Origin of the sequence: Gulosibacter sp., assembly GCF_052090685.1 — a bacterium.
GTDB lineage: Bacteria > Actinomycetota > Actinomycetes > Actinomycetales > Microbacteriaceae > Gulosibacter.
On sequence record NZ_JBQDBE010000017.1, the window covers coordinates 37,368 to 59,645 of the forward strand.

The window sequence follows — 22,278 nt, forward strand, 5'->3', positions numbered from 1 at the left end:
TCAGGTGGGTCTAAACCTTGCGAATGGCGCGCTCGAGCGCTTGCAGCGCATCCCGTGCTCGCATGAGGTCCTGAACCTGCGCCGGCGAAAGTGACGCGACCGCGCTGTCCAACCCCGCCGCCCAGGCGTGCGCAATCTCGAGGTGCTCCATCACGCCGAGTTCGGTCGCCTCAATGTGCACGACTCGCTTATCGGTCTCATCCGGCACGCGCTCGGCGAAACCGCGGCTCACGAGCGAGCGGATCGCCGTGCTCGTATTCGACTGGCGAATATTCAATGCCGCCGAAAGCTCGCCAACAGTCGAGCCCGGCTTGTCAATAATCTGCTTGAGCAGCGTGAGTTCGGTGGATGGGACGCTCGCCCGATCGGGGACGCGGTAGTGAATCGTCCACGCGAGCTCACGCAGGGTGACCGTGAAGTCACGCGCGGCCGCATCCAGTTCTACTGGAGCGGCCGCGACAGTGTCAGGCGCGGTACCCCGCGCAGTGTCGTGCAGATCGGTCATGGACCGAGCCTAGCAATCGCGCGCTAGAGCGGTTGCGCCATGACTTCGAGGACGTGGTTCGTGGCGGCGACATTGTCGAAGCCATCGAGGTGACCGGTTTCCCACTGGGCGATTGCGAGCGAGGTCTCGACGATGAGCTTGCAGCGCTCGAACCGACGCTCGGTGTAGTCGATGAAGCCTTCTTCGAGTGAGTCCGTGCGAACGAGGCTGTCAGCAAGCACAACGCCGTCTTCGATGGCCTGCGCTGCGCCTTGGCCGAGGTGTGGCGTGATGGCGTGCACCGCGTCACCGATGAGGACCACGCGACCCTTGTGCCACTCGCCATAGGCCATGAGTGACTCTTCGGGACGGAGCACGATGTCCGCATCCTCATTGAGGTACTTGTCGCGAACTTTACCGGTAATGCCCTTGTAGTCCGAAAGGTATTCGCGGAGCGAAGAGACGAGTTCGGCACCCTGGGGGCGACCCTCACGCGGCATCTCCGCATTGAAGAAGAGATACGCGAGATCCTTGCCGATTGGCACGAGCCCCGCCATTCCCTTCGGGCCTTCCTGCAGGATGATTCGGTCGATCTCCGGCTCGCGTGGAATGTTGAGGCGGTAAGCAGACTGGCCGATGTATTTCGGCTGAATCTGCTCATCGAGGACGTAGCGGCGGACCTGTGAACGCACGCCGTCGGCGCCAACGACGAAGTCGTAGTCTTCACTCGAGCCGTCGGCGAATTCCACGGTGACGCGGTCCTCGTGGTTCGTGAGGTCGGTGAACTTCGTGGCGTAGTCGATGCGCGCACCGGCTTCGAGCGTCGCATCCGTGAGGATCTTGTGCAGCTTCGGGCGAGTGAGCCCGTTCATCGGCGGGAGGTCCTCGTCGTCGATCTTGGAGCCCGCCATGCTGTGCTTGAAGTTGCCGTCCACATCGTATGTGGCACCCCAGGCTTCGGCAGGGAATCCCTGATCGAGGCACTTATCGAGCACCCCGAGCATCTTGAGTGCGCGAAGGGCGTTGATGGGCTGGATGATGCCCACGCCGAAGATCGACGAGTGCATGTCTTCTTGCTGTTCGATTACGCGAACGTCGTAGTCGGCCTGTGCGAGCGCGGTTGCGGTCGAGAGTCCGCCGATGCCGCCGCCAACGATGAGTACTTTGCCTCGAGTCATTCGAATCACCTACACCTTTGTTGGGATTTGTTCTTGATGTCACGATTCCCATCCTCGGGGACCGCCTAGGAACATATGTTTGCATATATATTTAAATCGCGCTAGTTTGAATTTCATCACGCGGTCGACACAGCTGTCAGCCGCACGACAACCGGGTAGGCAGCGAAGCCGCTGACTACCACTCATCTGCAGCGACGCAGGAGGCATGGTGAACCAAGACCGCGAACTTGAACCCAAGACAGTCATCGAGCTGCGCTCAATCTCGAACCACTTCGGCGGCGCCGCGGCGCTTCGCGACGTCGACTTCGACCTTCGGGCAGGCGAAATTCACGCCCTCGTGGGCATGAACGGCGCCGGTAAATCGACTCTCGTCAGCGCCATCAATGGCAGCATCAACCCGAACGACGGTGAGATTCTCATCGACGGTGAGGAAGTGCATTCGCTCACGCCACGCAAAGCCCGCGAACTCGGCATCGCGACGGTGCCGCAAAAGCGGAACCTCGTGAACAGCCTCACGGTCGGAGAGAATCTCCTGATCGGACGGCTGCCCAAGCGTCGCGGGGTGATTGATTGGGCGCAGGTCAACGAGCAATCGCGTGAGCTGCTCGCGGAAATCGGCCTCGACATTGATCCGCGCACCCCGGCGGGCTTGTTGACTTCGGCGGAACAGACCATGGTGGAAATTGCCCGCGAGAATCACCAGGGACACATCCTGATTCTCGATGAGCCAACCGCGACGCTCGGCGGTGCGGCCGCCGAGCGCGTGCGCGAGCTCGTCAAACTTCTGCGCTCGCGTGGCCGCGCCATCATCTACATTTCGCACCACCTGGATGAAATTCTCGAGCTCGCCGATCGCGTCACGATCATGCGTGACGGCCGCAAGCGGCTCACCGTGCCGCGCTCCGAGTTGGATGTGCCAACTCTCGTGCGCGCCATGGTCGGCAGCGACGTGGTGCAGACTCGGCCCGACCGCGCGGATCGCACACCCGGTGCCGAGCGCATCGCGATCGAGGGCTTGAGCGCGGGGCGGCGGTTGCAAGGGCTTAGCGTTGCGGTTCGCGCGGGCGAAATCGTCGCCGTGCTCGGTCCTGCGGGCGACGGCCAAGCGGTCTTGTTCGGCGCGCTGTCGGGTGCGGCGATTCCGGATGCGGGGGAGTTGACCGTGAACGGCAAGACCGTGCCGTTCGGCAGTGTGAGCAAGTCACTGCGAAGTGGATTGCGCTGCGTCACGGGAGATCGCCTGAGCAAGGGGCTCGTCGGCGGCTTGAGTGTCGACGAGAACATCCTGATGGCACGCGACCGCAAGGAGCGTCGCACACTCGTGAGCTGGCCCGACCTGCACCGGCGCGCGAAATCGCTGCGGGATGCGTTTGGGGTCAAGACCATCGGGCAGGACCCGCTCGTGTCCATGCTCTCTGGCGGAAACCAGCAGAAAGTGCTGCTTGCCAAATGGCTCGCGGACAAGCCCGACGCCATCTTTCTTGAAGAACCCACCAACGGGGTCGATATCGCGGCGAAGGAAGACATCCACCGTGAAATCGACCAACTCGCGGGGGGCGGAGCGGCGGTCCTGCTGTCTTCGTCCGACGTCCACGAGGTGCTTCGCCTCGCTGACCGCATCGTCGTGGTAAACGGCGGTCGCATCGTTGCTGAACGCGACGCTGAATCTGTCACTCGCGACGAACTCGTCGCACTCACCATCGGAGAATCCGCTCGTGCCTGAGAACACCACTACCGCGCCCGTGAGCGCCATCACCAAGTCCTCGATTCCGAAGGTCAGCACCCTGAACACGGCGCACCTTGGGTTGATTGCCGTGATTATCGTCGCGGTGATCATCACCTCCATCGGAACCGACTCATTCCTCACCGCAAATAACCTCGTCAATGTGCTGCGCCAAGTGAGCGTGCTCGCGGTGCTCGCCGCGGGCCTCACGATGCTCATGATCTCGGGCGGAATCGACTTCTCCCTCGGCAGCAACCTCGCGGTGACGATGGGCATAGTCGCCCAAATGCTGACACTAGAGGTGGATACGTTTCTCGCCATCATGATCGGACTCGTGTGCGCGACCGCAATCGGCTTCGTGAACGGGTTGGTGGTCACGTATACAAAAGTGACACCCTTTGTCGCGACCCTCGCGACTGCGACACTGCTCGACGGGCTCGCTCTGCTCGTGATCGACGGCCTGAGCGTCTCCGCGCAGAACAAACTCTACGAATTCGGTAACGGCGCTGTCTTCGGCATTCCCTATATCCTGCTTGCCGCGATCGTCATCTGCGTGATTGTTGGCCTCGTGCTGCGGTACACCGCATTCGGTCGCAATACCTTCGCAATGGGTGGCAATGAAGAAGTTGCCCGGTTGACCGGCATCCCCGTGGCGCGGAACAAGATCCTGCTGTACTCGGCGGGTGGCCTGCTCGCAGGGCTCGCGGGAGTCATGATGCTCGCGCGGCTCGGCGCGGCAAGCCCCGGCGTCGGCGGGCTCGCGCTCGAACTGCAAGCGGTCGCGGCCGTGGTCATCGGTGGCACCGCGCTGGTCGGTGGCAAGGGCAGCATCATCGGCACCGTGCTCGGTGTGCTCCTGCTCGGCATCGTGGCCAACGCACTCAACCTGCTCGGCGTATCCAGTTACTACCAAGACATGTCGGTCGGCGCGGTCCTGCTCATCGCCGCCATCATGAACGTCGTGCAGTGGCGACGACGAAAACTCTAACCACGCTCCAGTAGTCATCCCACAACTCATCTCGAAATCTCTTCGCCCAATCGGTCGAAGTCGCAAAACACGATGACGTGTTTTCGGAAAGGAAACTATGAAAAATTCACGACGCGGACTCTTCCTTGGCTCGAGCCTCGCCATCGCCGGCATGCTGCTCGTCGGCTGCAGCTCGGGTGGCGGCACCGGTGAAAGCGGCGAAGCCGCCGCCGGCGGCGGTGAAGGCGACCTCACGATCGGGTTCATCGGCAGCGCCGACAACGAGTGGGGCACCTGCCTACTCAACGGCGCAGAATCCGGTGCCGCCGAAGCGGGCGTTGAGATCCTCACCGCCACCTCCGGCCAGGATGCGACCATTGAGATTTCGAATGTTGAAGACATGATCTCGCGCGACGTGGATGCGATCGTGCTCAACACGGTCAGCGTCGACTCGCTCGAGGGTGCAATTCGCACCGCCACGGATGCGGGTGTGCCGATCTATTTGACCGCGGTTATGACGGACGATCTCGACTCTGTGCTCGGCGCCACGGTTGTGGATCTCGCGCTCGTTGGTGAACTTGCCGCCGACTGGGTCAATGAAGATAGCGGCGGCGCGGATGCCACTGCCGCAGTGGTTGCCGGTGCGCCGGGCGCCTCGAGCGACTTTGTCGCGGCCGGATTCGAAGAGGCGCTTGGTGACAATGTTTCGGTGATCGCAAACCAGCCGGGCATGTTCAACCGCGGCGAGGCACAGTCGGTCGCGGAGAACATCATTCAGGCGAACGCGGACCTCGACTACGTGTTCGTACTGAACGAAGACATGGCCTTTGGCGTGCAGACCGCACTGGATGCCGCCGGTTCCGACGCCCAGATCGTCACGACGAACGGGACGGATGCGGGCCTCGACGCGGTCTCCAACGGCACCTTCGCGGCGACTGTGTCGGACTCGGCCGCGCAGCTCGGTGCAAACTCGATCGTCAACGCGGTCAACCTCTTGCAGGACCCGGAAGGTGAAAAGGTCTCGCAGTCACCCGTGTTGCTGGTCACCCCAGACAACATCGAAGAGGCTCCCGCCTTCTGTGAGTAGCACCGCCTATCCGCCAAAATCTTGGTCACATATGTTCGGTCTGAGGTACAGACTGGTCACATATGTGACCAAGATTTTGCGTTTCCGCGCTTAGCCGACAGTCCGATCGCGTCCCGCAATGAAGCCCGCTGCCGCGAGTGCGATCATGCAGCCCACGAAGCACCACAGCACCGGGATCCAGCTGCCGGTGATCTCGAAGAGCCCGCCAATGAGCACGGGGCCGAGGGCGGCAATGAGATAGCCAATCGACTGCGCCATTCCGGAAAGTTTGGCGGCGGCCTGATTCGAACTCGAGCGCTCACCAATGAGCGCGAGTGCCACCCCGAGTAGGCTCGTCGTGATTGCCCCGAGTAGCGGCGTCCACAGCGGAATGAGCTGTGGTGCGAACAGCATCCCCAAAAAGGGGACCGTTCCCAGCAGCGCCAATCCGACTGCGACGAAGCGGTTATCGCGTACGCGCTGCATCACGAACATGACAATGAGGGAACCGGGAATCCCCAAGATCTGGTTCAGGGCCAGGTGCGTGCTCGCCTCGGCTTCGGTGTAGCCGAAGGACATTTCAATCAGTGGCGCCCAGTTAATAAAGGCGTAGAACGCGAGCGACTGGATGCCCATATAGGCGGTGACTGCCCAGGTGATGGGGGAGCGCCACAGGCTCACGCCCTGAGTTTGGCTGCCAGCATCCACCACCAGCGCCGGCGCATTCGACGCCGCACCGGCTCGAGCTGCCGCCCGCTCAACGAAATAGCGCCGCGCCTGCAACACGATCGACAGCAGCACCACCGGCAGCGATGCGGCCAAACCGATCCGCCAGTTTCCATCGAAGGCGAGCGTGAGCGGCATCACGAGCGCGATCCCGGTTGCCGCTGCCGCCGCGATCGAAGCGGTATACATCCCCGTAACCAGCGGCAACCTGGTGGGAAAATCGCGCTTCACAAATGCGGGCGCAAGCACATTCAGCACACCGATACCGACCCCGATCGCGCCGGTGCCCACCCACATGGCCCAGGAATCCGGAATGAGGCGGGTCAGGATGCCGATCGCGAGCGTCACGAGCGACAGCAGCGCGAGCAAATCGAAGCCGAACCAGCGAATCGGCCGATGGGCGACCGCGGCGACCAAGCCAAAGGCAATCAGTGGCAGTGCTCCGAGGAGTCCGAGTTCGACGCTCGAGAGCTCGAGATCTGCGCCGATGCGATCGGCTGCGGGCCCAAACGCGACGATGGCTGCGCGCAGCGTCGCTGCGAGCACGACAATGTTGAGCAGCGCTCCCCAGCGAAACGGTGCAACACTCACTGCGCCTGCCCCTCCGCTTCGAAGCGGCCTCTACACCTCGCAGAAGCCTAAGTCGGCAGACTATCGCTAGTTGCGTTCGAGCGTGCCGATCTCGATTCCCTGCGCGTTGAAGATATGCAGGTTGTCGTGCTCGATCACTGCGGAGTCGAGGTGTATGAGCCACGTGTTGACGTTCTCGCAGTACATTTGCGTGGCTGCGATTGGGCCAAATTTGATGCGCCCGTTGGGGTCGTACTCCCACGTGCCGCTGAGCCGATTGCAGCCGTCAGTGCCCGCCACTTCACCGCTCGTGAAGGAGAGGTTCGGTTCTTCCGTGGCTTCGGAACCCCACAGTCCAATCGGTGATGGCGTTTCGGTCACCGGTCCGCTCGCCCCGCTGCAGGCCGCGAGCAGGGCTACGGCCGCGAGGGCACCGAAGAGTGCGCCGAACGTTTTTGAAATACCAGGCGAATTGGCCATTGCAACCTCCACCAAGGGGGCCCTCCGTTGAGCCGCTTCCTCCAGCGTAGTCCGACAACCATTGCGTAATAGTGGAACTGCGTGCAGTTTTGCGGCAGTTCTAGTGTTGAACCCGCGCCAGCTCCTCCACCACCGCAGCATTCAACGGCATACTCTGCTGGCTGCGCCGCGAAACCGTATAGACGGTGCGCGATTCGGTGGGCTCGAGGTCGATGAGCCGCACCCCCGAGATCATGTGGGCGGGGGTGAGCGCGGGCAAGAAACCGACCGCGACTCCAGAGCGGATGAGATTGTGGTGCACGAGGACGTCGAAGCTTTCGAACATGATTCGGGGCTCGAAGCCGTGCTGGCGGCACAGTGACTCGGCCCAGCCGCGCGCGGGTGCGGTGATCATCTCCACCACCCAGTCGAGGTCGGCGACGTCGGCCGGAGTGCGCACCTCGCGATCGAGATCCTCGGGAACTGCGAGCAGCATCCGGTCGTCAAAGAGCGAGGTCTCAACGATCTCATCAGCGTGACGGAAAGACTGGCCCGGGAAGAGTTCCACAATGCCAATATCGAGAGCGCGCGAGAGGACGAGTGTGCGCACGGTCTCGGAATCGGCCTGCTGCACGGATACGCGTGCCGCGGGATGCTTCCGAGAAAGCGACTGCACCATCGGCGGGATAAGGGCGAGGCAGGCGGTCTCGAACGCACCGATTGAAATGCTGCCCGAAACCTCATCGGCGGAAGCGCTCACCGCCGAGTGCGCACCCTCCCATTCGCGCAGCACCTCACCGGCATGGCGCAGCAGCACCTCGCCCTGGGCAGTAAGCCTCACTCGCCGACCATCCGGTTCGATGAGGGATGCGCCGAACTCACGTTCCAACTGGGCGAGTTGCTGCGATACCGCCGAGGTGCTGAAGGACATTGACCGCGCCACAGCAGAGATGGTGCCGAGCCGGCCGAGTTCGAGAAGCATTTGCAAGCGCTTGATGTCACTCATATGCAGAGCGTTCCAGATCATGAAGTAAAGCGCAACGATTATGTCCATTAAATGCCGCTTTTGCTTATAGGTCCGCCGTCATACGGTGGGCATATGACAACCAGCACTGCAATCGCGCCGGGTAGCGCCCGGAGCGGTGTGATCGCATCCATCCTCGCCTCGGCTTCCTTCGCCGCGCTCTTTGGCGTACCGGGGATGCTTACGGGCCTCGATCCCTTTGCCACGTTCGCGTGGCGGGTGCTGGCAGCGCTGCCGTTCCTGGTTGTGATCCTGTTTGCGCTGCGCCAGTGGCCACAAATGCGGCTGCTCATGCAGCGGTTTCGCAAGCACCCGGGGCTGATCGGCATTCTCGTGCTCGACTCACTGCTCTTTGGCGTGCAGGTGTTTCTCTTCGCCTGGGGGCCAATGACCGGCAGCGCGCTCGCGGTGTCCTTCGGCTACTTCTTGCTCCCGCTCGTGCTGGTCGCACTCGGGGTGATCCTGTTCCGAGAAAAGCTCGGCTGGATGCGCAGCTCGGCCGTCGCGCTCGCGGTCGCCGGTGTGGTCATTGCGCTGGCTGCCGGCGCGAGCGTGTCCTGGGAAACCCTCGCGGTGGCCCTCGGGTACCCGGCCTACTTCGTATTGCGTCGCCGGTTTGAGCTCGACTCGCCCGCGGCGCTCTCGCTTGAAATTGCGCTCCTCGCGCCGATCAGTCTGGCGTTTGTGCTGCAACCTGCTGCGGTGGACGCGGTCGCCTCGAATCCCGGCAACTGGGGCGGCATCCTCGCGCTCGGTTTCTTCACCGCGTTTGGTTTCTCGGCCTACACGCTCGCGCAGCGCGCACTGCCGATGAGCCTGTTTGGCCTGCTCGGTTATCTCGAACCGGTGCTGCTGGTGGTGGTGTCGGTCGCGCTGCTCGGTGAGCCACTCGGCATGGGGGATGCCTTCAGCTACACCGCGATCGGGCTCGCCATTCTGCTGCTCATGCTCGACGGGCTGCCGAAGCGCGCTCGCCGTTCGGAGTTTGGATCAACGCGGAGCCAAGCAATTCGGACCGTCCGAAAGGGCAAGCTTGCGCGGAAGAGTAAGCGCGCGGCCAGGCAAGCGGCGTACCGTAGCCCGCATGTCTGATCTCGAAACACCACGCGAAGTGCAGCGCTGGGAAGCGAACGGTGGGACCTGGGAAGTGGACCCGACCGGCGGCACCCTGGCGCGCATCCTGCTACGCCGCTGCGACGGTGGCGAAATCGTCGACGTGATCGAAACTGCCGACGAGGCCACCGTGCGCTGGGCGCAGCAGCAAGTCAGGGGATAAGTGCCGCTTCGGCGAGCGCATCCTCGAAGGAAGCGACGTGGTGGCGCCACTGAAGCGACACCATGACCGTGGATTCGTCCACGACCGTTGCGCGCAGGCCAGCGAGTCGGAACTGATCTTCGATATCGGCCGCAACCTCGGTGATCAGCACATCCGGACGGCGCGAATCGACCTTGAGTGGGATGTCCACGACCTTGCTGTGATCGAAGTCCCGCCAGGCGTCTGCGGCGAGCGCGACGTAGCCACGTTGCCACGGGCGTGGTTCGCCGTCGAAGAGCGAGCTAAACAAGAGGAAATCAATGCTGGTGTGCTCGCCGACGGACATCGCTGCTTGGTAGAAGCGGTCGGTGTCGGTGACCTCATCATCCCACTGCTGGGCAGTGTCGTGCGCGGCTGCCCAGAGCTGCTCGACGACGGCCTCGAGACTGTCGGCGGGGCTGAAGTCATCAGCTGCGACATTCTTAAAGTCGCCATCTTCAATGGCCACTTCGAGAATCTCGATAGCGTCGTGAGGGTCTAGGGTCTCACCGGTCAGGATGCGGTGGTAGAGATCGCGAATGAGCCAGTGTTCTGTCCAGAGCCGGCCTTGAAGGTGGTCGGGTAACAGCTCGGGATCTTCTACGCCAACGTTTGTGTACCGCAGGGTGTTCTCGGTTGTCATGTGGTGAACGTAACACCGTGTGTGCTGGAAAAGCACGGATTTACCGCCTGATTGTCGTAAGACTGCACGCTCAAGATACAGAAACTCGGTTCGAAAAAATGACTATGGGTGATTTTGCGCGTTACCAATAGTCGTATAGGCGGGTTTTTGTCATCCCAGAGCAGGATCTCCGGGGCCTTGATTTGAGTGCGCGCTGCGGTATCAACCAATATTGAAGAAATCTCAATACGTGTCCATGCTGAAACCTCGCGGAAGCGGCGACAGCACGGGTCCACCCGAACGAACGGAATTGTCGTATGAAGACCAAGCAGTTGTTGGCCCTGTTGAGCATCGGTGCTGTCGGATTCGCGCTCGCCGGATGTGCCTCCGAAGAAGAGCCCGAGAACGAGCGCCCCGAGGCCACTGAAGAAGAGGCCGTAGACGAGCCCGCCGAGGAAGAGACGCAGGCGGAAGAAGAGCCTGCCGAGAGCGAAGACGAAAGCGGCGACACCGGTGCCGCTCCCTCCGGCGACGTCACCGCTCCCGGAACCGAACTCGCCTTCGGCGAAAGCGCCATTGTGCCCGTCGAGTACGCCGGTGAAGAGGGCCTCGTGCAGATCACGCCGATTGCGATCGTCGCGGGTGACCCCGCCGACCTCGACGTGCTGGACCTTGGCCCGCAGGGCGAAGGCATCACCCCGTACTACATCGAAGTTGAGGTTTCGGGCGTGGACGAGACCTCGGCCAATATCTCGTCCTATAGCGCGAACGGCGACCTCGACTCGCTGCTCGAAAGCGGCGATGACGGCGACCTCGTGTCGATTATTGGTTCTTGGGACCCCTGCCCAACGGAGAACGCACCATCTGACTTCGGCCCCGGCGTGAGCTTCACGACCTGTGTGCCGGGCTTCTCGAACTCGGACATGGCGATCACCGGAATCCAGTTCTCGCCATTCACGGGTGAGTACAACGAACTCGAGGGTGCACCGGTCGTCTGGACTGAGTAACCCGGCGCCTGCCAAGCCAGCGCATCCAAACACGAGGCCCCCGCGGTGATTCACCGCGGGGGCCTCGCTAGGTTGTTTTGGGGAGGGAAGAGAGAACTCACTCCGACCCTTCAATGATTATGAATGAACCAACCGAACGAATCATGGACGTTAGCGCGCGCTGCTGTCATGTTTGCGGCGCCGCCAGCACGGCCAGCACTGCGTGGGCCGCTACCTTGAGCCGCCGCGCTTCGAAAAGCGTCCGAGGAGGCGACCAAGCACCCCGCGCTTTGAGGTCGATGAGGGGTGCTGCGCATCCTCACCGGCTTGCTGGCTCTCGGCTCGGCGAGCCGCGGCGGCCTCACGCTTTCGCGCAACTTTCGTGTCACGCTCGAGTTTCGGCAGGTCAATCTTCAGCACACTCGAAATGCGCTCTTCGCGCTCGGCCTGTTCGTCTTCGTCGATATCGCCAACGGTCGCGAATTCCGATTCCAAATTGAAGGTGATATTGCGGGAGATCTCGCCCCAAGCTGCCTCGTGAGCGACGCCGACAAGCTCGCGAACCGCATCCTCATCAGCGGCGGTCTTGCGGAGCAATCCGGCGACCAACTCTGCTTGCGAGCGGCGGTGCTTGAGGTTGTCGAGGTCGGCCTTTTGGTAGTCGTGCATGCTCATGGGCCGGTGGCGCCGCTTTCGGGCGCGCTGCATTTCCGCGTCGAGACGTGCGACTTCTTCTTCGGATTCCTTTGCGAGGGTAAGCAGGATTTCGCGCGCGGCGTCGACATAGATCTCGATCTTGAAATCGATATTGCCCGCGAGGGTGTCAACGAGGATGCGGTTCTTCACGGCCAGCCGGGTCGCGGCGGAGGCGATAAAGAGTCCTTCGGTCGCAATTTCTTCCGAAGTCTGCTTTTTCGGCGCCGACGGTTTAGCCGGCTCTCCCATCGGCTCTGGCGCATCCAAGTCGTACATCGACACCTCCCTCTCCGCTATGAATCTACTCTGCGCGGGGCGCGGGTGTGAACTTAGGCCTGAATCGCGCCGACGATTCCCTCTGAAGGCTGCACGACCACGAATCCGGGGCCGTGAAAGCCGAGCTGGAAGCTCTCGCCCGAGCCGCGACCGATGAGCGAGCCTATTTTGAAGTCGTTCTTGATCTGCGGAGTCAGGTTGGCGGACCAGCACACGGCGGCTTGCGGGTCGACGTAGACCGGGCGCTGCGAGGCATCGAGCACGAGCGGATAGCCGTCCACCGACAGCGCGATCGTGCCCTGTCCCTGGATTACGAGGTTGAACAGACCACCCGCCATCATGCCAGCATTGCCGATCGCCTTGATATCCCAAGACATATTCGCGTCGAAGGCGAGCAAGCTGCGGGTATTGAGGGTAATCGCGTCCCCATTCAGCTGCACCAGGAAGATCTCCTGGGCTTGCTTCGCGAAGTAGACCTCGCCCTGGCCGCTCACTCGCATGATGTTCGAGCCCTCGCCCGAGACCATCTTCTTCATGAACTTGCCCATACCGCCGGCACCCTCATGCCGGAAGTCGAATTGGCCGACGTAGGAGACCATCGATCCGTTCGCTGCGATCACATCCGGGCCGAAGCCGACGCGTAGCATTTTTGGATTCTGCTTTGCCCAGCGGTCCTGTGACTGGGTGGGTTGGTGTTCCGCGGCGAAAATGTCACTTTGCATTGTGGTTTCCTTAGTGAGTGCTCGAGTTAGTTCGTGTTCGAGGGGCCACCGGCTTGGTCCCAGGGAACCACGTGGTGACGCCACTTTAGGTCGACTTTGACGAAGTCCTCTTCCGCGATGGCGGCGTCGAGCCCGGCGTCAATGCATGCTCGCACGACTGCGGTCGCAACTTCTGTGGTGCTGCCGGTCGGGCCGCGTTTCGCAACTGGAATCATCACTGGGACTGATTTTTCAGGGTCGAAGTTCTCCCACGTGTTCACCCACAGTACGAGTGCGCCGCGCTGCCCTTCACGATCATCCACGTCGGCGAAATCGGTGTAGATCCCCGCGTCGATGCCAACGGCTTCGAGCTGTGTGAGCGCCGCATAGAAACGGTCGGTGTCGGTCGTGTCGCTTGCCCACTTGGATGCGGTTTCGAGAGCGGCTGCCCAGACCCGCTCGGCGAGCGCTTCGGCGTCGGGTTCTTCTTCAAGGTGCTCTTCGAGTAATTCGACGGCCTCGTACGCCTCTTCTATTTCGCCATGAAGGATGCGCTGGTAGACGTCGTCGAGGAACCAGGGCCGGTCGGAATTACGAAGTGTTTTCTCGAGTGACATGCGGGAAAGATAACAGCGCGGGGTGAATCTGCGCGACACTGTGACAAGCAGATCTGCACCGGACCCGACAACAAGGACCACCACTATGACCGAAGCGCGCGAACGCTCTGAGTACCCGACGACTGAGTCTGAGGCGGCACCGGCCCTCGCCGCACTGCGTGCCCGCCGTTCGTATTCCAAACTCACAGAGGATGCCCCGAGTTACGAGGAACTAGCGCACTTGCTGAGCGCAATGGTGAGTGTTTCGGATCACTCCTCGCTGCGCCCGTGGCGCATTATCGAGTTCCGCGGAGAAGGCCGGGAGAAACTTGGCCGCGGCCTCGCGAAAGCCAACGGCACGAAGAAAGCTGCCGGTATCGCGAAGGCGAGTCGTGCGCCCCTTGTGCTCGCCATCGTCGTCTCGCCGCGGAAGAGCTCGAAGGTGCCGTATTGGGAGCAGGAAGCGGTCGCATCCGGTGTCGCGCACATGCTGTCGTTGCTGCTGCATGAGGCGGGCTGGGGCACCATGTGGCGCACCGGTGAGCCAGCGCGCAGCAAGGCGATTCGCAAAGCGCACAAGCTCGAGAAGCACGAGCAACTCTTGGGCTGGATCTATGTCGGCGGCGTGCCCGAGCGTGATCGGCGCCCCAAGCGTCGCCGCGCGCTCGATCTGGATCGCCACCTGCAGCAGCGTTGAACGGCCTGACGCGCGTCGAGCGCTATCTCGACCGCATCGCGAATCGCCTGCTGGAGGGCCGCAGTGATCGCGGCTTTCGTGCGGGGCTTATCGAGTTCCTCGTCTTCGGGCTCAAGCAGGCGTGGGCCTGTCTGTTCGGTGCGCTCATGCTGGTCGCGATCGTCGCGGCGCGCCTCTGGTGGCCCGATGACGCCGCGCTCGCGCGCAACGACATGCTCGTGATCGTGGCGGTGGGCATCCAAGTGCTCATGCTCGTGACGCGCCTCGAGACCGGGCGCGAGCTGTGGGTGATCGTGCTCTTCCACATCACCGGCACAATCATGGAGCTCTTCAAGACCGACGTCGGCTCTTGGCTTTACGACCCCGACGGGGTGCTGCGAATCGGGGGAGTGCCACTCTTCACTGGCTTTATGTACGCCGCCGTCGGCTCATATATGTTGCGCGTCTATCGGCTCATGGACTTGCGATTCGACCGCTACCCGCGCCTTTGGCTCACCGCGGTGCTCGCGCTCCTGGCCTACGCAAACTTCTTCACGCACCACTACGTGTGGGATGCGCGCTGGGTGATTCTCGCGGCGGTGATTGTCGTGTACTTCCGCACGTGGATGCATTTCCGCGTCTACCGGCGCACCTTCAAGATGCCGATTCTGGTCGCCTTCGGGCTCGTCGCGATGTTCATTTGGTTCGCGGAAAACATTGCGACCTGGGCAGGCGCGTGGGCGTATCCCGATCAAGTCGACGGCTGGGAACCGGTGTCATGGATGAAGCTCGTGTCCTGGTTCTTGCTCATGCTCATCAGCGTCGTGTTGGTGACGTTCGTCTATCGGCCGCGTGCGGTTGATGAGTGAGACAGAATAGATAGACACAGAGTGGTCACGAAACGGGGTTATTTCGACGTATAACCCCATCCAGTGACCACTTTGCGAGGCTGTGGCGGCGGTTCGAAGCACGGTTTCGTAATATTTCGATTCGTGACGTAACGGATGCGTATGCTCAACGGCGGCGCTATCGTGAGGGCCATGTCGCGGAATCTCCGACACCGCTGTTGTCGCTAACGCATCCTCTCGCGTAGTCGCCAGAGGCCAGTTCATTGACCCGACAACACTCCAGGAAACTCTGTGCGCATTTACTCCTCTATTACTGAGGTCATTGGGAATACCCCGCTCATCGAACTGCAGGCTCTCGCACCCAAGTCGGGCGCTCGCATCCTCGCGAAGGTCGAATACTTGAACCCCGGCGGTTCGGTCAAAGACCGCATCGCCGGCGCGATTCTTGACGCTGCCGAAGCCGAAGGCAAGCTACAGCCCGGCGGCACGATTATCGAACCGACCTCGGGCAACACCGGCGTCGGCCTCGCCCTCGAGGCGCAGCGCCGCGGCTACAAGACCGTGTTTACGCTGCCCGACAAGGTCGCGATCGACAAGATCCGGGTCCTTGAGGCGTATGGCGCGCAGGTTGTTATCACCCCCACGAACGTCGCGACTTCGGATCCCCGGTCGTATAACAGCGTCGCTGAACGGCTGGTCAGCGAGACCCCGGGTGGATTCATGCCCAACCAATTCGCGAATGAAAACGGTCCGCTTGCGCACTTTCGCAGTACCGGTCCCGAGATTTGGCGGGACACCGAAGGTACCGTCACCCACGCCGTCATGGGCGTTGGCACCGGCGGCACGATCACCGGCACGGGCCGCTACCTCAAAGAAGCATCCGAGGGCCGCGTTGAAGTGGTCGGCGTCGAACCCGAGGGGTCGATCTACAGTGGCGGGGATGCGCACAGTTATCAGGTCGAGGGGGTCGGTGAGGACTTCTTCCCCGAGACTTTCGACACGAGCGTGCCCGATCGCATCCTCAAGATCGGCGACGCCGAATCATTTGCGATGACCCGCAGGCTCGCCACGGAAGAGGCCCTGCTTGTCGGCGGCTCGTCGGGGATGGCCCTGGCCGCGGCACTGCGCATCGCCGAAGACCTCGACGCGAGCGCGGTTGTGGTCGTCGTGCTGCCCGATAGCGGTCGTGGTTATCTCAACAAGATTTTCAGCGACGACTGGATGCGCGAGCAGGGTTTGCTTCCGGAAGAAACTGAAGCCGCGAGTCGTTAGATCGCAGTAGTCCCACATCCTCACCCCGAACCAGGAGAACGAACGAGACATGACCGGATTCAGCACCCGCGCGATTCACGACGGCAACCCCAACGACCCGGGCACGGGCGCGGTGATTCCGCCGCTGCACCTCACTTCGACGTTCGTGCAGGATGGTGTCGGCCAGCTTAGAAGCGAGTACGAATACTCGCGCAGCGGCAACCCGACGCGGACCGCCCTGCAGGAGACGCTCGCCTCACTCGAGCAGGGTGCCGTGGGCTACGCGTTCGCGAGCGGCCTCGCGGCAGAGGATGCGCTGATCCGGGCACACACGCGCCCCGGCGACACGATCGTGATCGGTAATGACGCGTATGGCGGCACCTACCGCCTCATCGATCAGGTCTATTCGCAGTGGGGCGTGCAGAATCGCCCGGTGGACTTCACCGATCTCGACGCCGTGCGCGCCGCGGTCGCCGAGACGAAGCCGAAGCTGCTGTGGGTCGAGTCGCCCTCGAACCCGCTACTGCGCATCACCGACATCGCCGCCGTCGCCGAGATCGCGCACGAGGCAGGCGCACTGCTCGTCGTCGACAACACCTTCGCGACCCCGTACTTGCAGCAGCCGATCACGCTCGGCGCGGACTTCGTGGTGCACTCGCTCACGAAGTACCTCGGTGGGCACTCGGATGCGGTCGGCGGCGCGGTGATCGTGCGCGAGGAGGCGCTGGGTGAGCCGATTGGGTTCCTGCAGAATGCATCCGGCGGTGCGCTCTCGCCCTTTGACTCGTGGCTTTTCAGCCGCGGCATCAAGACGCTGTCGGCGCGAATGCGCGCGCACAGTGACAATGCCGAGGCCATCGTCGCGGCGATCGCCGAGCACCCTGCCGTGTCGGCCATCCACTACCCGGGCCTCGCATCGCATCCCGGTCACGAGATCGCCGCGAAGCAACAGCGCCGGTTCGGCGGCATGGTGTCGTTGCAGGTGCGCGGTGGGGCGGATGCGGCGCGCAAGCTTGTCGAGTCGACGCGCGTTTTCCAGCTCGCCGAGTCGCTTGGCGGCGTGGAATCGCTGATTGAACTGCCCGCCGCGATGACGCACGCCTCGGTGAGCGGCACGGATCTCGAGGTTCCCGCGGACCTCGTGCGACTGAGCGTCGGCATCGAAGACGAGGCTGACCTCGTCGCGGACCTCGTGCAGGCACTCGATCAGCTCGGGTAGCGGTGGCGACGAAGGAATCTGGCGAGTCGAAGCGGGCGGTTGACCCGCGTCCCGCACGAACGCGCGCGGCAATTCGGGATGCGGTGCGCCGCCTCGCGACGCAAGCTGGCAAAGAGATGAGCGTCAATGCTATCGCGCGCGAGGCTGGCGTCTCCCGCAGCGCCTTCTACGACCAGTATTCGGATCTCGACGCGCTCTCGATCGATATGCTCACGGAGATTTTTGGTGCCGCCGCGAGTCTCGATGTCGAAAAACTTGTGCGAGGTGAGTCGCGTCGCGCTGCTGCTGAGGCTGCGGCCCGGGAGTTCCTCGAGTACATTGCGGAGCATCGCTCGTTCTTCGTCAGCTCGCTTGAATGGCGCACGAGCTCGAGCGTTCCCGAGTCTGTTCATGAGGCACTCGCCGCAAACTATCGCATCATCTTCGATGCGCTCGGGGATGCGGTGCCCGCCTCTGTCGATCGCGAGGACTTGGCGCTCTTCCTCGCCGGTGGCACGATCGCGCTCATCACGAGGTGGATGCGGCAGTCGCCTCCCGCATCCACTCGTGATTTTGGCCAGCGGTTGTTAGCACTGCATCCAGACTGGCTCGTGGGGGACTAGCGACCCGTGTAGCCGCCGTCAACGTGCAGCACCGTGCCGGTGACGTAGCTCGAGTTGTCGGAGAGGAGCCAGACGCTACCTTCGGCGACTTCCTCGGGCTTACCGAAGCGGTTCAGCACAGAGAGTCGTGGCGCCACGTCCTCGGGCTTGAGGTTGTTGTCCTGGATTGACTCGACGAGCATCGGGGTTTCGATGGCTCCGGGCGCGACCGAGTTCACGCGGATGTTGTGGGGCCCGTTCTCGAGGGCAGCGTTCTTCGTGAGCCCGACGACGCCGTGCTTTGCAGCCGTGTAAACGCCCTGGTTGTACTGCGGGCGGAAGCCGTTGGTCGAGGAAATATTCACGATGGAACCGCCGTCGCCTTGCGCGATCAGCTGCCGAAGCTCGTACTTCAGGCAGAGTGCGACGCCCTTGAGGTCAACACCGATGAGGCGGTCGAAGTATTCGTCGTCGAGGTCGGAGAGCGGGTCAACGTCGGGCTTGAGCGCAGCGTTGTTGACGGCGCCGTCGAGGCGACCGTATGCATCAACGGTTTGCTTGACCATGTTTTCGACTGAGGCCGGGTTTGAGACGTCGGTCTTCACAAACGTGGCTTGACCGCCGTCTGCGGTAATGCTGTCGACGACGGCCTGACCGCCTGCTTCATTGAAATCCGCGAGGACAACCTTCGCGCCCGCATTGGCGGCGAGTCGTGCGGTCGCTTCGCCCATGCCCTGGGCTCCGCCCGTGACGATGATTACTTTGTCTTGAAGCACTGGAAATGTCATTGCTGTTCTTCCTAGGTGAGGGATATGCGCCGGAAATGTGGCACTGAAGCTCAGTTTCGTACAGTTGTTTGAAAAATGTAAGGATTGCGGTGCGCAATCGCCACGGGCTGAATTTGGCGCTAAATGAAGGGCTTTGGAATAAACACGGTCGAACCGCGAGCAGCAATTTTGGTGACCCGGCAGGATCGAGGTGTTCCTCGCATCCGAAGCACTAGAGAGGTGCCAATTCCATGCTGAAACTTCACCCGGAAAACGAAGCAATTGTTGCTGCCACCGCGGGCGTTGTCGCCGAAAATGCTGAAGCGATCACCAAGGTCTTCTATCCGGATATGTTCGAGGCTCACCCCGAGCTGCTCAATGTGTTCAACCACGCCAATCAGGCAATTGGGGAGCAGCAGAAGGCGCTCGCGGCCTCGGTGGTCGCGTTTGCCGTGCAGCTCATTACTCCGGATGCTCCCGATTTCACGCCGGTCATGCAGCGAATTGCGCACAAGCACGTGTCGCTTGGTATCAAGGCTTCGCAGTACACGATCGTGGGTAAGTACCTCATGGCTGCCATCGGCAAGGTGCTCGGCGATGCCGTGACTCCTGAAGTCGCTGCCGCTTGGGACGAGGTGTACTGGCTGTTCGCCACCGCGCTCATTGCGGAGGAAGCCAAGCTGTATGCGAATGGCGGCACGGATCCGGAAGAACCCTGGCGCGAATATCGTGTCGTGGAGCGCTTCGAAGAGTCCGACGAGGTGTTCTCGCTGCTGCTCGCGCCACTTGAAGGAAATGTGCCTTCGCACCGCACGGGCCAGTATGTCGCGATCGAAGTTGATCTGCCGAATGGGATGCGTCAGCCACGCCAGTACACGATCTCGTCTGGTCCGCGCGGTGACTCGCTCCGCGTGACGATCAAGCGGGTTCGCGGTGTGAACGGAACTCCTGACGGTCAGGTCTCGGGTTGGCTGCACGAAAACGCAACGCCCGGCACGGTGCTGCGGGTTTCGCAGCCGGCGGGTGACGTCGTGCTCGACGATCGCGCGGATGCTGACTCGCCGATCGTGCTCGTATCGGCTGGTATCGGCATTACTCCAGTGGCTGCGATTCTCGAGGACCTGTCCCGTCGCCAGCCGGACCGCACCGTGCGGCTGTTCCACGCAGACAAGTCGCACGCTGACCACGCGCTGTACGACAGCTTGCGTCGCCAGGTGCTGGCGATGTCGGATGCGCGGGCGCAGAACTGGTACGAGAAGGATGCGGATGTTGCTCCGACGCTGCATCCCGCGAAGTCGGGATTCATGAACCTTTCTGACGTCGAGGTTCCGGGCGACGCGCAGGTATTCATGTGCGGTCCGCTGCCGTTCATGCAGATCGCGCGTAAGTCGTTGATCGAGCAGGGAGTGCCGACCGAGAATATTCACTACGAGGTATTCGGTCCCGACCTTTGGGCGCAGAACCCCCAGTAGGTAGCTGGTACGTGAACGGCCACAGGCACGAGAATGGTCAGGGGCCCTAGAACGGCGGCGGAGGCTGGGTTTCGGGCCCACTCCCAGAATTTTCCTGGGGAGTGTTTTGTGGCGGTTCCTCCTGAACGGACGCGAGGAGTATTGTACGCTTGTCTCGTGCGAGTTCAGCCTTGGGGACGAACACCGGACCGATCGGTTCTGGCTCGGTAACCGCGCGCTGTCCGAGCGGAGTGATCCATTCGATCACTCCGCCACCGAGCTGCCGCATTGCCCAGCGGCGCTGGTGCTTTTGGACGTGGTGTCCGCGGCAGAGGTGAGCCGTGTTGCATTCGCAAGTCTTGCCGCCCTGTGAGTACGGCTTCGTGTGATCGATGTCACAACCGGCTGCCGCGCGGGCACACCCTGGGAAGCGACATGTGTTGTCGCGCACCTGGAGGAAGCGGCGCATGGACGCATCCGGACGGTAGGTGTCAACGCAGAGGGTGTGGCCCGTAATTGGGTCAGTCAAGACGCGCTGCCAGGATTTTGCGGTGGCCGCAATTTGCCGAGCCTGGTCGAAACCAATTGGAATCATGCCGTCTGCGAGCACTGGCTGACTCTCGTCTTTGCGGCCCTGAAGGATTGAAAGTGCAGGAACCACGATGTTCACTGTCGCGGTCGCCCGCGATGCGCCCGAGGTTTCCGCCCGAGCAATGCTTTCCGGGTCGCCGCACAGCAGCATTTCGGTGAGCAAGTCGGCCCGAATTTGCGCGACGGTGCGCTTGTCGGGTGCAATTTCGGCTGGCACGTCGGCGCCCGAAGCTTGGGCGGCACGTACTGCTGCGGTGTGTGCAGCCGCGTCGAGCTTGTTGCCTTCTTGGATAGTGCGTGCGTCGAGCGTGAGCTGCTTGTCGATGCCGATTGCAATTTCGGTGGCCACCGTCGCGTGAATCGTCGACATGCCGAGGCCCTCGTGCGTGATGGTCACGCACCGCTCCTCGAGCGCGCCGGTGTGAGCAGCCTCAAAGTTCTCTGCAGCAAGGGTTGCCACTTCGCGCTCCACGAAACGGTGCGTTTCCGACACCGTGTGCTTTTCAGCGAAAGCCAGTGCCCGCTCAGCGAGCGCGGGCAAGTGAATTGCGTCGAGTGCGCGAGTGTCCCGCAAGAAAGCACGAGCGTGTTGAAGTCGTACTCGCCCGGTACGAATGGCTTCGAACCAGTCCGGGTAGACGTGAACGAGCTCGTACGCTTCGAATGCGAGCCACTGGAGCGTGCTGTCGGATTCGTGGCAAGGGATCGAAAATTCGCCTGCGATCGAACGCAGGTGCCACGAGAGGTAGTCTGCGTTCTTCAAGTAAGGCCGCTTCATGCGGTCTTTGCGGTCCGCCTCGGCGCGCTTTTCGGCGACCACATAGGCCGTGCTCAGGTCGACGAGGTCGGCCGCAATAAGTGCACCGTGATCGGCCTTGCGTGCACGGAACCCAGCCACAGCAGCCTCGAGCTCGGCATCGCCGAGGAAGTCGCTGCGCGCGGCGTCGAATGCGCCAGCGGCAGTGCCAATAGTGCCGGATGCGGAATCTTCATTCCCCAGTGCGCAGTGAGGCCAGTGCCCGCCAGCGTCTTGCTGGCCTTCAAAATCGGGCTGGTCCTCGGCTTCATTGCCGTTCATTCCGTGTTCTGGAGTGGACATGGGGCTCACCTCCTCGCTCGGGTGAATCTCGGAGTCGAACTTCTGTTCGGCTTGTTGATATCAAGTGTATAGAACATAAAGACGAGAATCAAGCACTATTTTTATCGAAATTAAGGCCGATTTAGAATCGCCGCTGGTCGCTGCTGGGACGTGCCCAACCTATGATGGGCCTACGACATTCAAGTGCGTTCTTTTCGCCCTGAGTGCGTTCCTTCCGCCACACGGGGACGTTCGAGACAACGCGTGAGTGCACGCGCTACGGCACCAGACACCTGGGTGCGCCCACCGCGACGCGCGAGTGCGCGCGCTACGGCACGCGACACCCGAGCGTGCTTACCGCGACGCTGCGCCACCCGAGCGTGCTTACCGCGACGCTGCGCCACACCCGAGCGCGCTTACCGTGACGCTGCTTACCGCGACGCTGCGA

23 protein-coding genes are annotated in these 22,278 nt (G+C 62.2%); 12 read left to right on the forward strand and 11 right to left on the reverse strand.

Annotation, left to right across the window (positions count from 1 at the left end):
• Nucleotides 1-10 precede the first annotated feature (10 nt).
• Together ACTHXA_RS11460 and ACTHXA_RS11465 are read right to left on the reverse strand one after the other, a co-directional pair.
• Complete coding sequence (locus ACTHXA_RS11460; RefSeq protein ID WP_441672467.1) at nt 11-505, reverse strand: MarR family winged helix-turn-helix transcriptional regulator; 495 nt, start codon at nt 503-505, stop codon at nt 11-13.
• 23 nt (nt 506-528) lie between these two features.
• Nucleotides 529-1,662: an FAD-dependent oxidoreductase gene (locus ACTHXA_RS11465; RefSeq protein WP_441672469.1), complete on the reverse strand. Its 1,134-nt coding sequence runs from the start codon at nt 1,660-1,662 to the stop codon at nt 529-531.
• Between the two features lie 205 nt (nt 1,663-1,867).
• Here ACTHXA_RS11465 and ACTHXA_RS11470 point away from each other — a divergent pair, with 205 nt between their 5' ends.
• The 3 genes from ACTHXA_RS11470 (at nt 1,868) to ACTHXA_RS11480 (ending at nt 5,439) form a co-directional block, all read left to right on the forward strand.
• Nucleotides 1,868-3,385, forward strand: coding sequence for a sugar ABC transporter ATP-binding protein (locus ACTHXA_RS11470; protein ID WP_441672471.1), 1,518 nt, complete (start codon nt 1,868-1,870; stop codon nt 3,383-3,385).
• Nucleotides 3,378-4,373: an ABC transporter permease gene (locus ACTHXA_RS11475; protein ID WP_441672473.1), complete on the forward strand. Its 996-nt coding sequence runs from the start codon at nt 3,378-3,380 to the stop codon at nt 4,371-4,373. The genes ACTHXA_RS11470 and ACTHXA_RS11475 overlap by 8 nt, the downstream gene beginning before the upstream one ends.
• Nucleotides 4,374-4,470: 97 nt before the next feature.
• The gene (locus tag ACTHXA_RS11480; RefSeq protein ID WP_441672475.1) at nt 4,471-5,439 is read left to right on the forward strand and encodes a sugar ABC transporter substrate-binding protein; all 969 of its coding nucleotides are present in this window, start codon (nt 4,471-4,473) and stop codon (nt 5,437-5,439) included.
• Nucleotides 5,440-5,529: 90 nt separating this feature from the next.
• Here ACTHXA_RS11480 and ACTHXA_RS11485 read toward each other — a convergent pair whose 3' ends face one another.
• From ACTHXA_RS11485 to ACTHXA_RS11495, 3 genes are all read right to left on the reverse strand, one after another.
• On the reverse strand, nt 5,530-6,735 hold the full coding sequence (locus tag ACTHXA_RS11485; protein ID WP_441672477.1) for an MFS transporter: 1,206 nt from the start codon (nt 6,733-6,735) through the stop codon (nt 5,530-5,532).
• A 66-nt stretch (nt 6,736-6,801) separates the two neighbouring features.
• A complete protein-coding gene (locus ACTHXA_RS11490; RefSeq protein ID WP_441672479.1) occupies nt 6,802-7,194 on the reverse strand; it encodes an META domain-containing protein in 393 nt (130 codons plus the stop codon).
• Between the two features lie 100 nt (nt 7,195-7,294).
• Nucleotides 7,295-8,179, reverse strand: coding sequence for a LysR family transcriptional regulator (locus ACTHXA_RS11495; protein WP_441672481.1), 885 nt, complete (start codon nt 8,177-8,179; stop codon nt 7,295-7,297).
• Nucleotides 8,180-8,272: 93 nt separating this feature from the next.
• Between ACTHXA_RS11495 and rarD the strand changes: the two genes are divergently transcribed.
• Together rarD and ACTHXA_RS11505 are read left to right on the forward strand one after the other, a co-directional pair.
• A complete protein-coding gene (gene rarD / locus ACTHXA_RS11500) occupies nt 8,273-9,289 on the forward strand; it encodes an EamA family transporter RarD (RefSeq protein ID WP_441672483.1) in 1,017 nt (338 codons plus the stop codon).
• Entirely contained in the window at nt 9,282-9,473 is a 192-nt protein-coding gene (locus tag ACTHXA_RS11505; RefSeq protein WP_441672485.1) for a hypothetical protein, read from the forward strand. Before rarD ends, ACTHXA_RS11505 begins: the two co-directional genes overlap by 8 nt.
• Here ACTHXA_RS11505 and ACTHXA_RS11510 read toward each other — a convergent pair.
• Nucleotides 9,463-10,134, reverse strand: coding sequence for a hypothetical protein (locus tag ACTHXA_RS11510; protein ID WP_441672487.1), 672 nt, complete (start codon nt 10,132-10,134; stop codon nt 9,463-9,465). The two genes, ACTHXA_RS11505 and ACTHXA_RS11510, sit on opposite strands and share 11 nt — an antisense overlap.
• A 296-nt stretch (nt 10,135-10,430) precedes the next feature.
• Here ACTHXA_RS11510 and ACTHXA_RS11515 point away from each other — a divergent pair, with 296 nt between their 5' ends.
• Nucleotides 10,431-11,120 carry a hypothetical protein gene (locus ACTHXA_RS11515; protein ID WP_441672489.1) on the forward strand — a complete coding sequence of 230 codons (690 nt, stop codon included), beginning with the start codon at nt 10,431-10,433 and terminating at the stop codon, nt 11,118-11,120.
• Between the two features lie 210 nt (nt 11,121-11,330).
• Here the strand turns inward: ACTHXA_RS11515 and ACTHXA_RS11520 are convergent, their stop codons facing one another.
• The 3 genes from ACTHXA_RS11520 to ACTHXA_RS11530 are packed head-to-tail and all read right to left on the reverse strand — an operon-like array spanning nt 11,331 to nt 13,389.
• Complete coding sequence (locus ACTHXA_RS11520) at nt 11,331-12,077, reverse strand: asparagine synthase (RefSeq protein WP_441672491.1); 747 nt, start codon at nt 12,075-12,077, stop codon at nt 11,331-11,333.
• Between the two features lie 47 nt (nt 12,078-12,124).
• The gene (locus tag ACTHXA_RS11525; protein ID WP_441672493.1) at nt 12,125-12,793 is read right to left on the reverse strand and encodes an AIM24 family protein; all 669 of its coding nucleotides are present in this window, start codon (nt 12,791-12,793) and stop codon (nt 12,125-12,127) included.
• Between the two features lie 26 nt (nt 12,794-12,819).
• Complete coding sequence (locus ACTHXA_RS11530; RefSeq protein ID WP_441672495.1) at nt 12,820-13,389, reverse strand: DUF6891 domain-containing protein; 570 nt, start codon at nt 13,387-13,389, stop codon at nt 12,820-12,822.
• Nucleotides 13,390-13,474: 85 nt separating this feature from the next.
• Between ACTHXA_RS11530 and ACTHXA_RS11535 the strand changes: the two genes are divergently transcribed.
• The 5 genes from ACTHXA_RS11535 (at nt 13,475) to ACTHXA_RS11555 (ending at nt 17,964) form a co-directional block, all read left to right on the forward strand.
• The gene (locus ACTHXA_RS11535) at nt 13,475-14,065 is read left to right on the forward strand and encodes a nitroreductase family protein (protein WP_441672497.1); all 591 of its coding nucleotides are present in this window, start codon (nt 13,475-13,477) and stop codon (nt 14,063-14,065) included.
• Entirely contained in the window at nt 14,062-14,913 is an 852-nt protein-coding gene (locus ACTHXA_RS11540; protein WP_441672499.1) for a DUF817 domain-containing protein, read from the forward strand. Before ACTHXA_RS11535 ends, ACTHXA_RS11540 begins: the two co-directional genes overlap by 4 nt.
• Before the next feature lie 270 nt (nt 14,914-15,183).
• Nucleotides 15,184-16,164 carry a PLP-dependent cysteine synthase family protein gene (locus ACTHXA_RS11545; protein WP_441672501.1) on the forward strand — a complete coding sequence of 327 codons (981 nt, stop codon included), beginning with the start codon at nt 15,184-15,186 and terminating at the stop codon, nt 16,162-16,164.
• Nucleotides 16,165-16,180: 16 nt separating this feature from the next.
• Nucleotides 16,181-17,362, forward strand: coding sequence for a cystathionine gamma-synthase (locus tag ACTHXA_RS11550; RefSeq protein ID WP_441672528.1), 1,182 nt, complete (start codon nt 16,181-16,183; stop codon nt 17,360-17,362).
• A gap of 2 nt (nt 17,363-17,364) precedes the next feature.
• Nucleotides 17,365-17,964 carry a TetR/AcrR family transcriptional regulator gene (locus ACTHXA_RS11555; RefSeq protein WP_441672503.1) on the forward strand — a complete coding sequence of 200 codons (600 nt, stop codon included), beginning with the start codon at nt 17,365-17,367 and terminating at the stop codon, nt 17,962-17,964.
• Here ACTHXA_RS11555 and ACTHXA_RS11560 read toward each other — a convergent pair.
• Nucleotides 17,961-18,731, reverse strand: coding sequence for an SDR family NAD(P)-dependent oxidoreductase (locus tag ACTHXA_RS11560; protein ID WP_441672505.1), 771 nt, complete (start codon nt 18,729-18,731; stop codon nt 17,961-17,963). The two genes, ACTHXA_RS11555 and ACTHXA_RS11560, sit on opposite strands and share 4 nt — an antisense overlap.
• Nucleotides 18,732-18,961: 230 nt before the next feature.
• Here ACTHXA_RS11560 and ACTHXA_RS11565 point away from each other — a divergent pair, with 230 nt between their 5' ends.
• Nucleotides 18,962-20,182, forward strand: coding sequence for a globin domain-containing protein (locus ACTHXA_RS11565; protein ID WP_441672507.1), 1,221 nt, complete (start codon nt 18,962-18,964; stop codon nt 20,180-20,182).
• A 46-nt stretch (nt 20,183-20,228) separates the two neighbouring features.
• On the opposite strand, the gene ACTHXA_RS11570 is transcribed toward ACTHXA_RS11565, so the two are convergent.
• Nucleotides 20,229-21,851, reverse strand: coding sequence for a hypothetical protein (locus ACTHXA_RS11570; protein ID WP_441672509.1), 1,623 nt, complete (start codon nt 21,849-21,851; stop codon nt 20,229-20,231).
• Nucleotides 21,852-22,278: the final 427 nt, after the last annotated feature.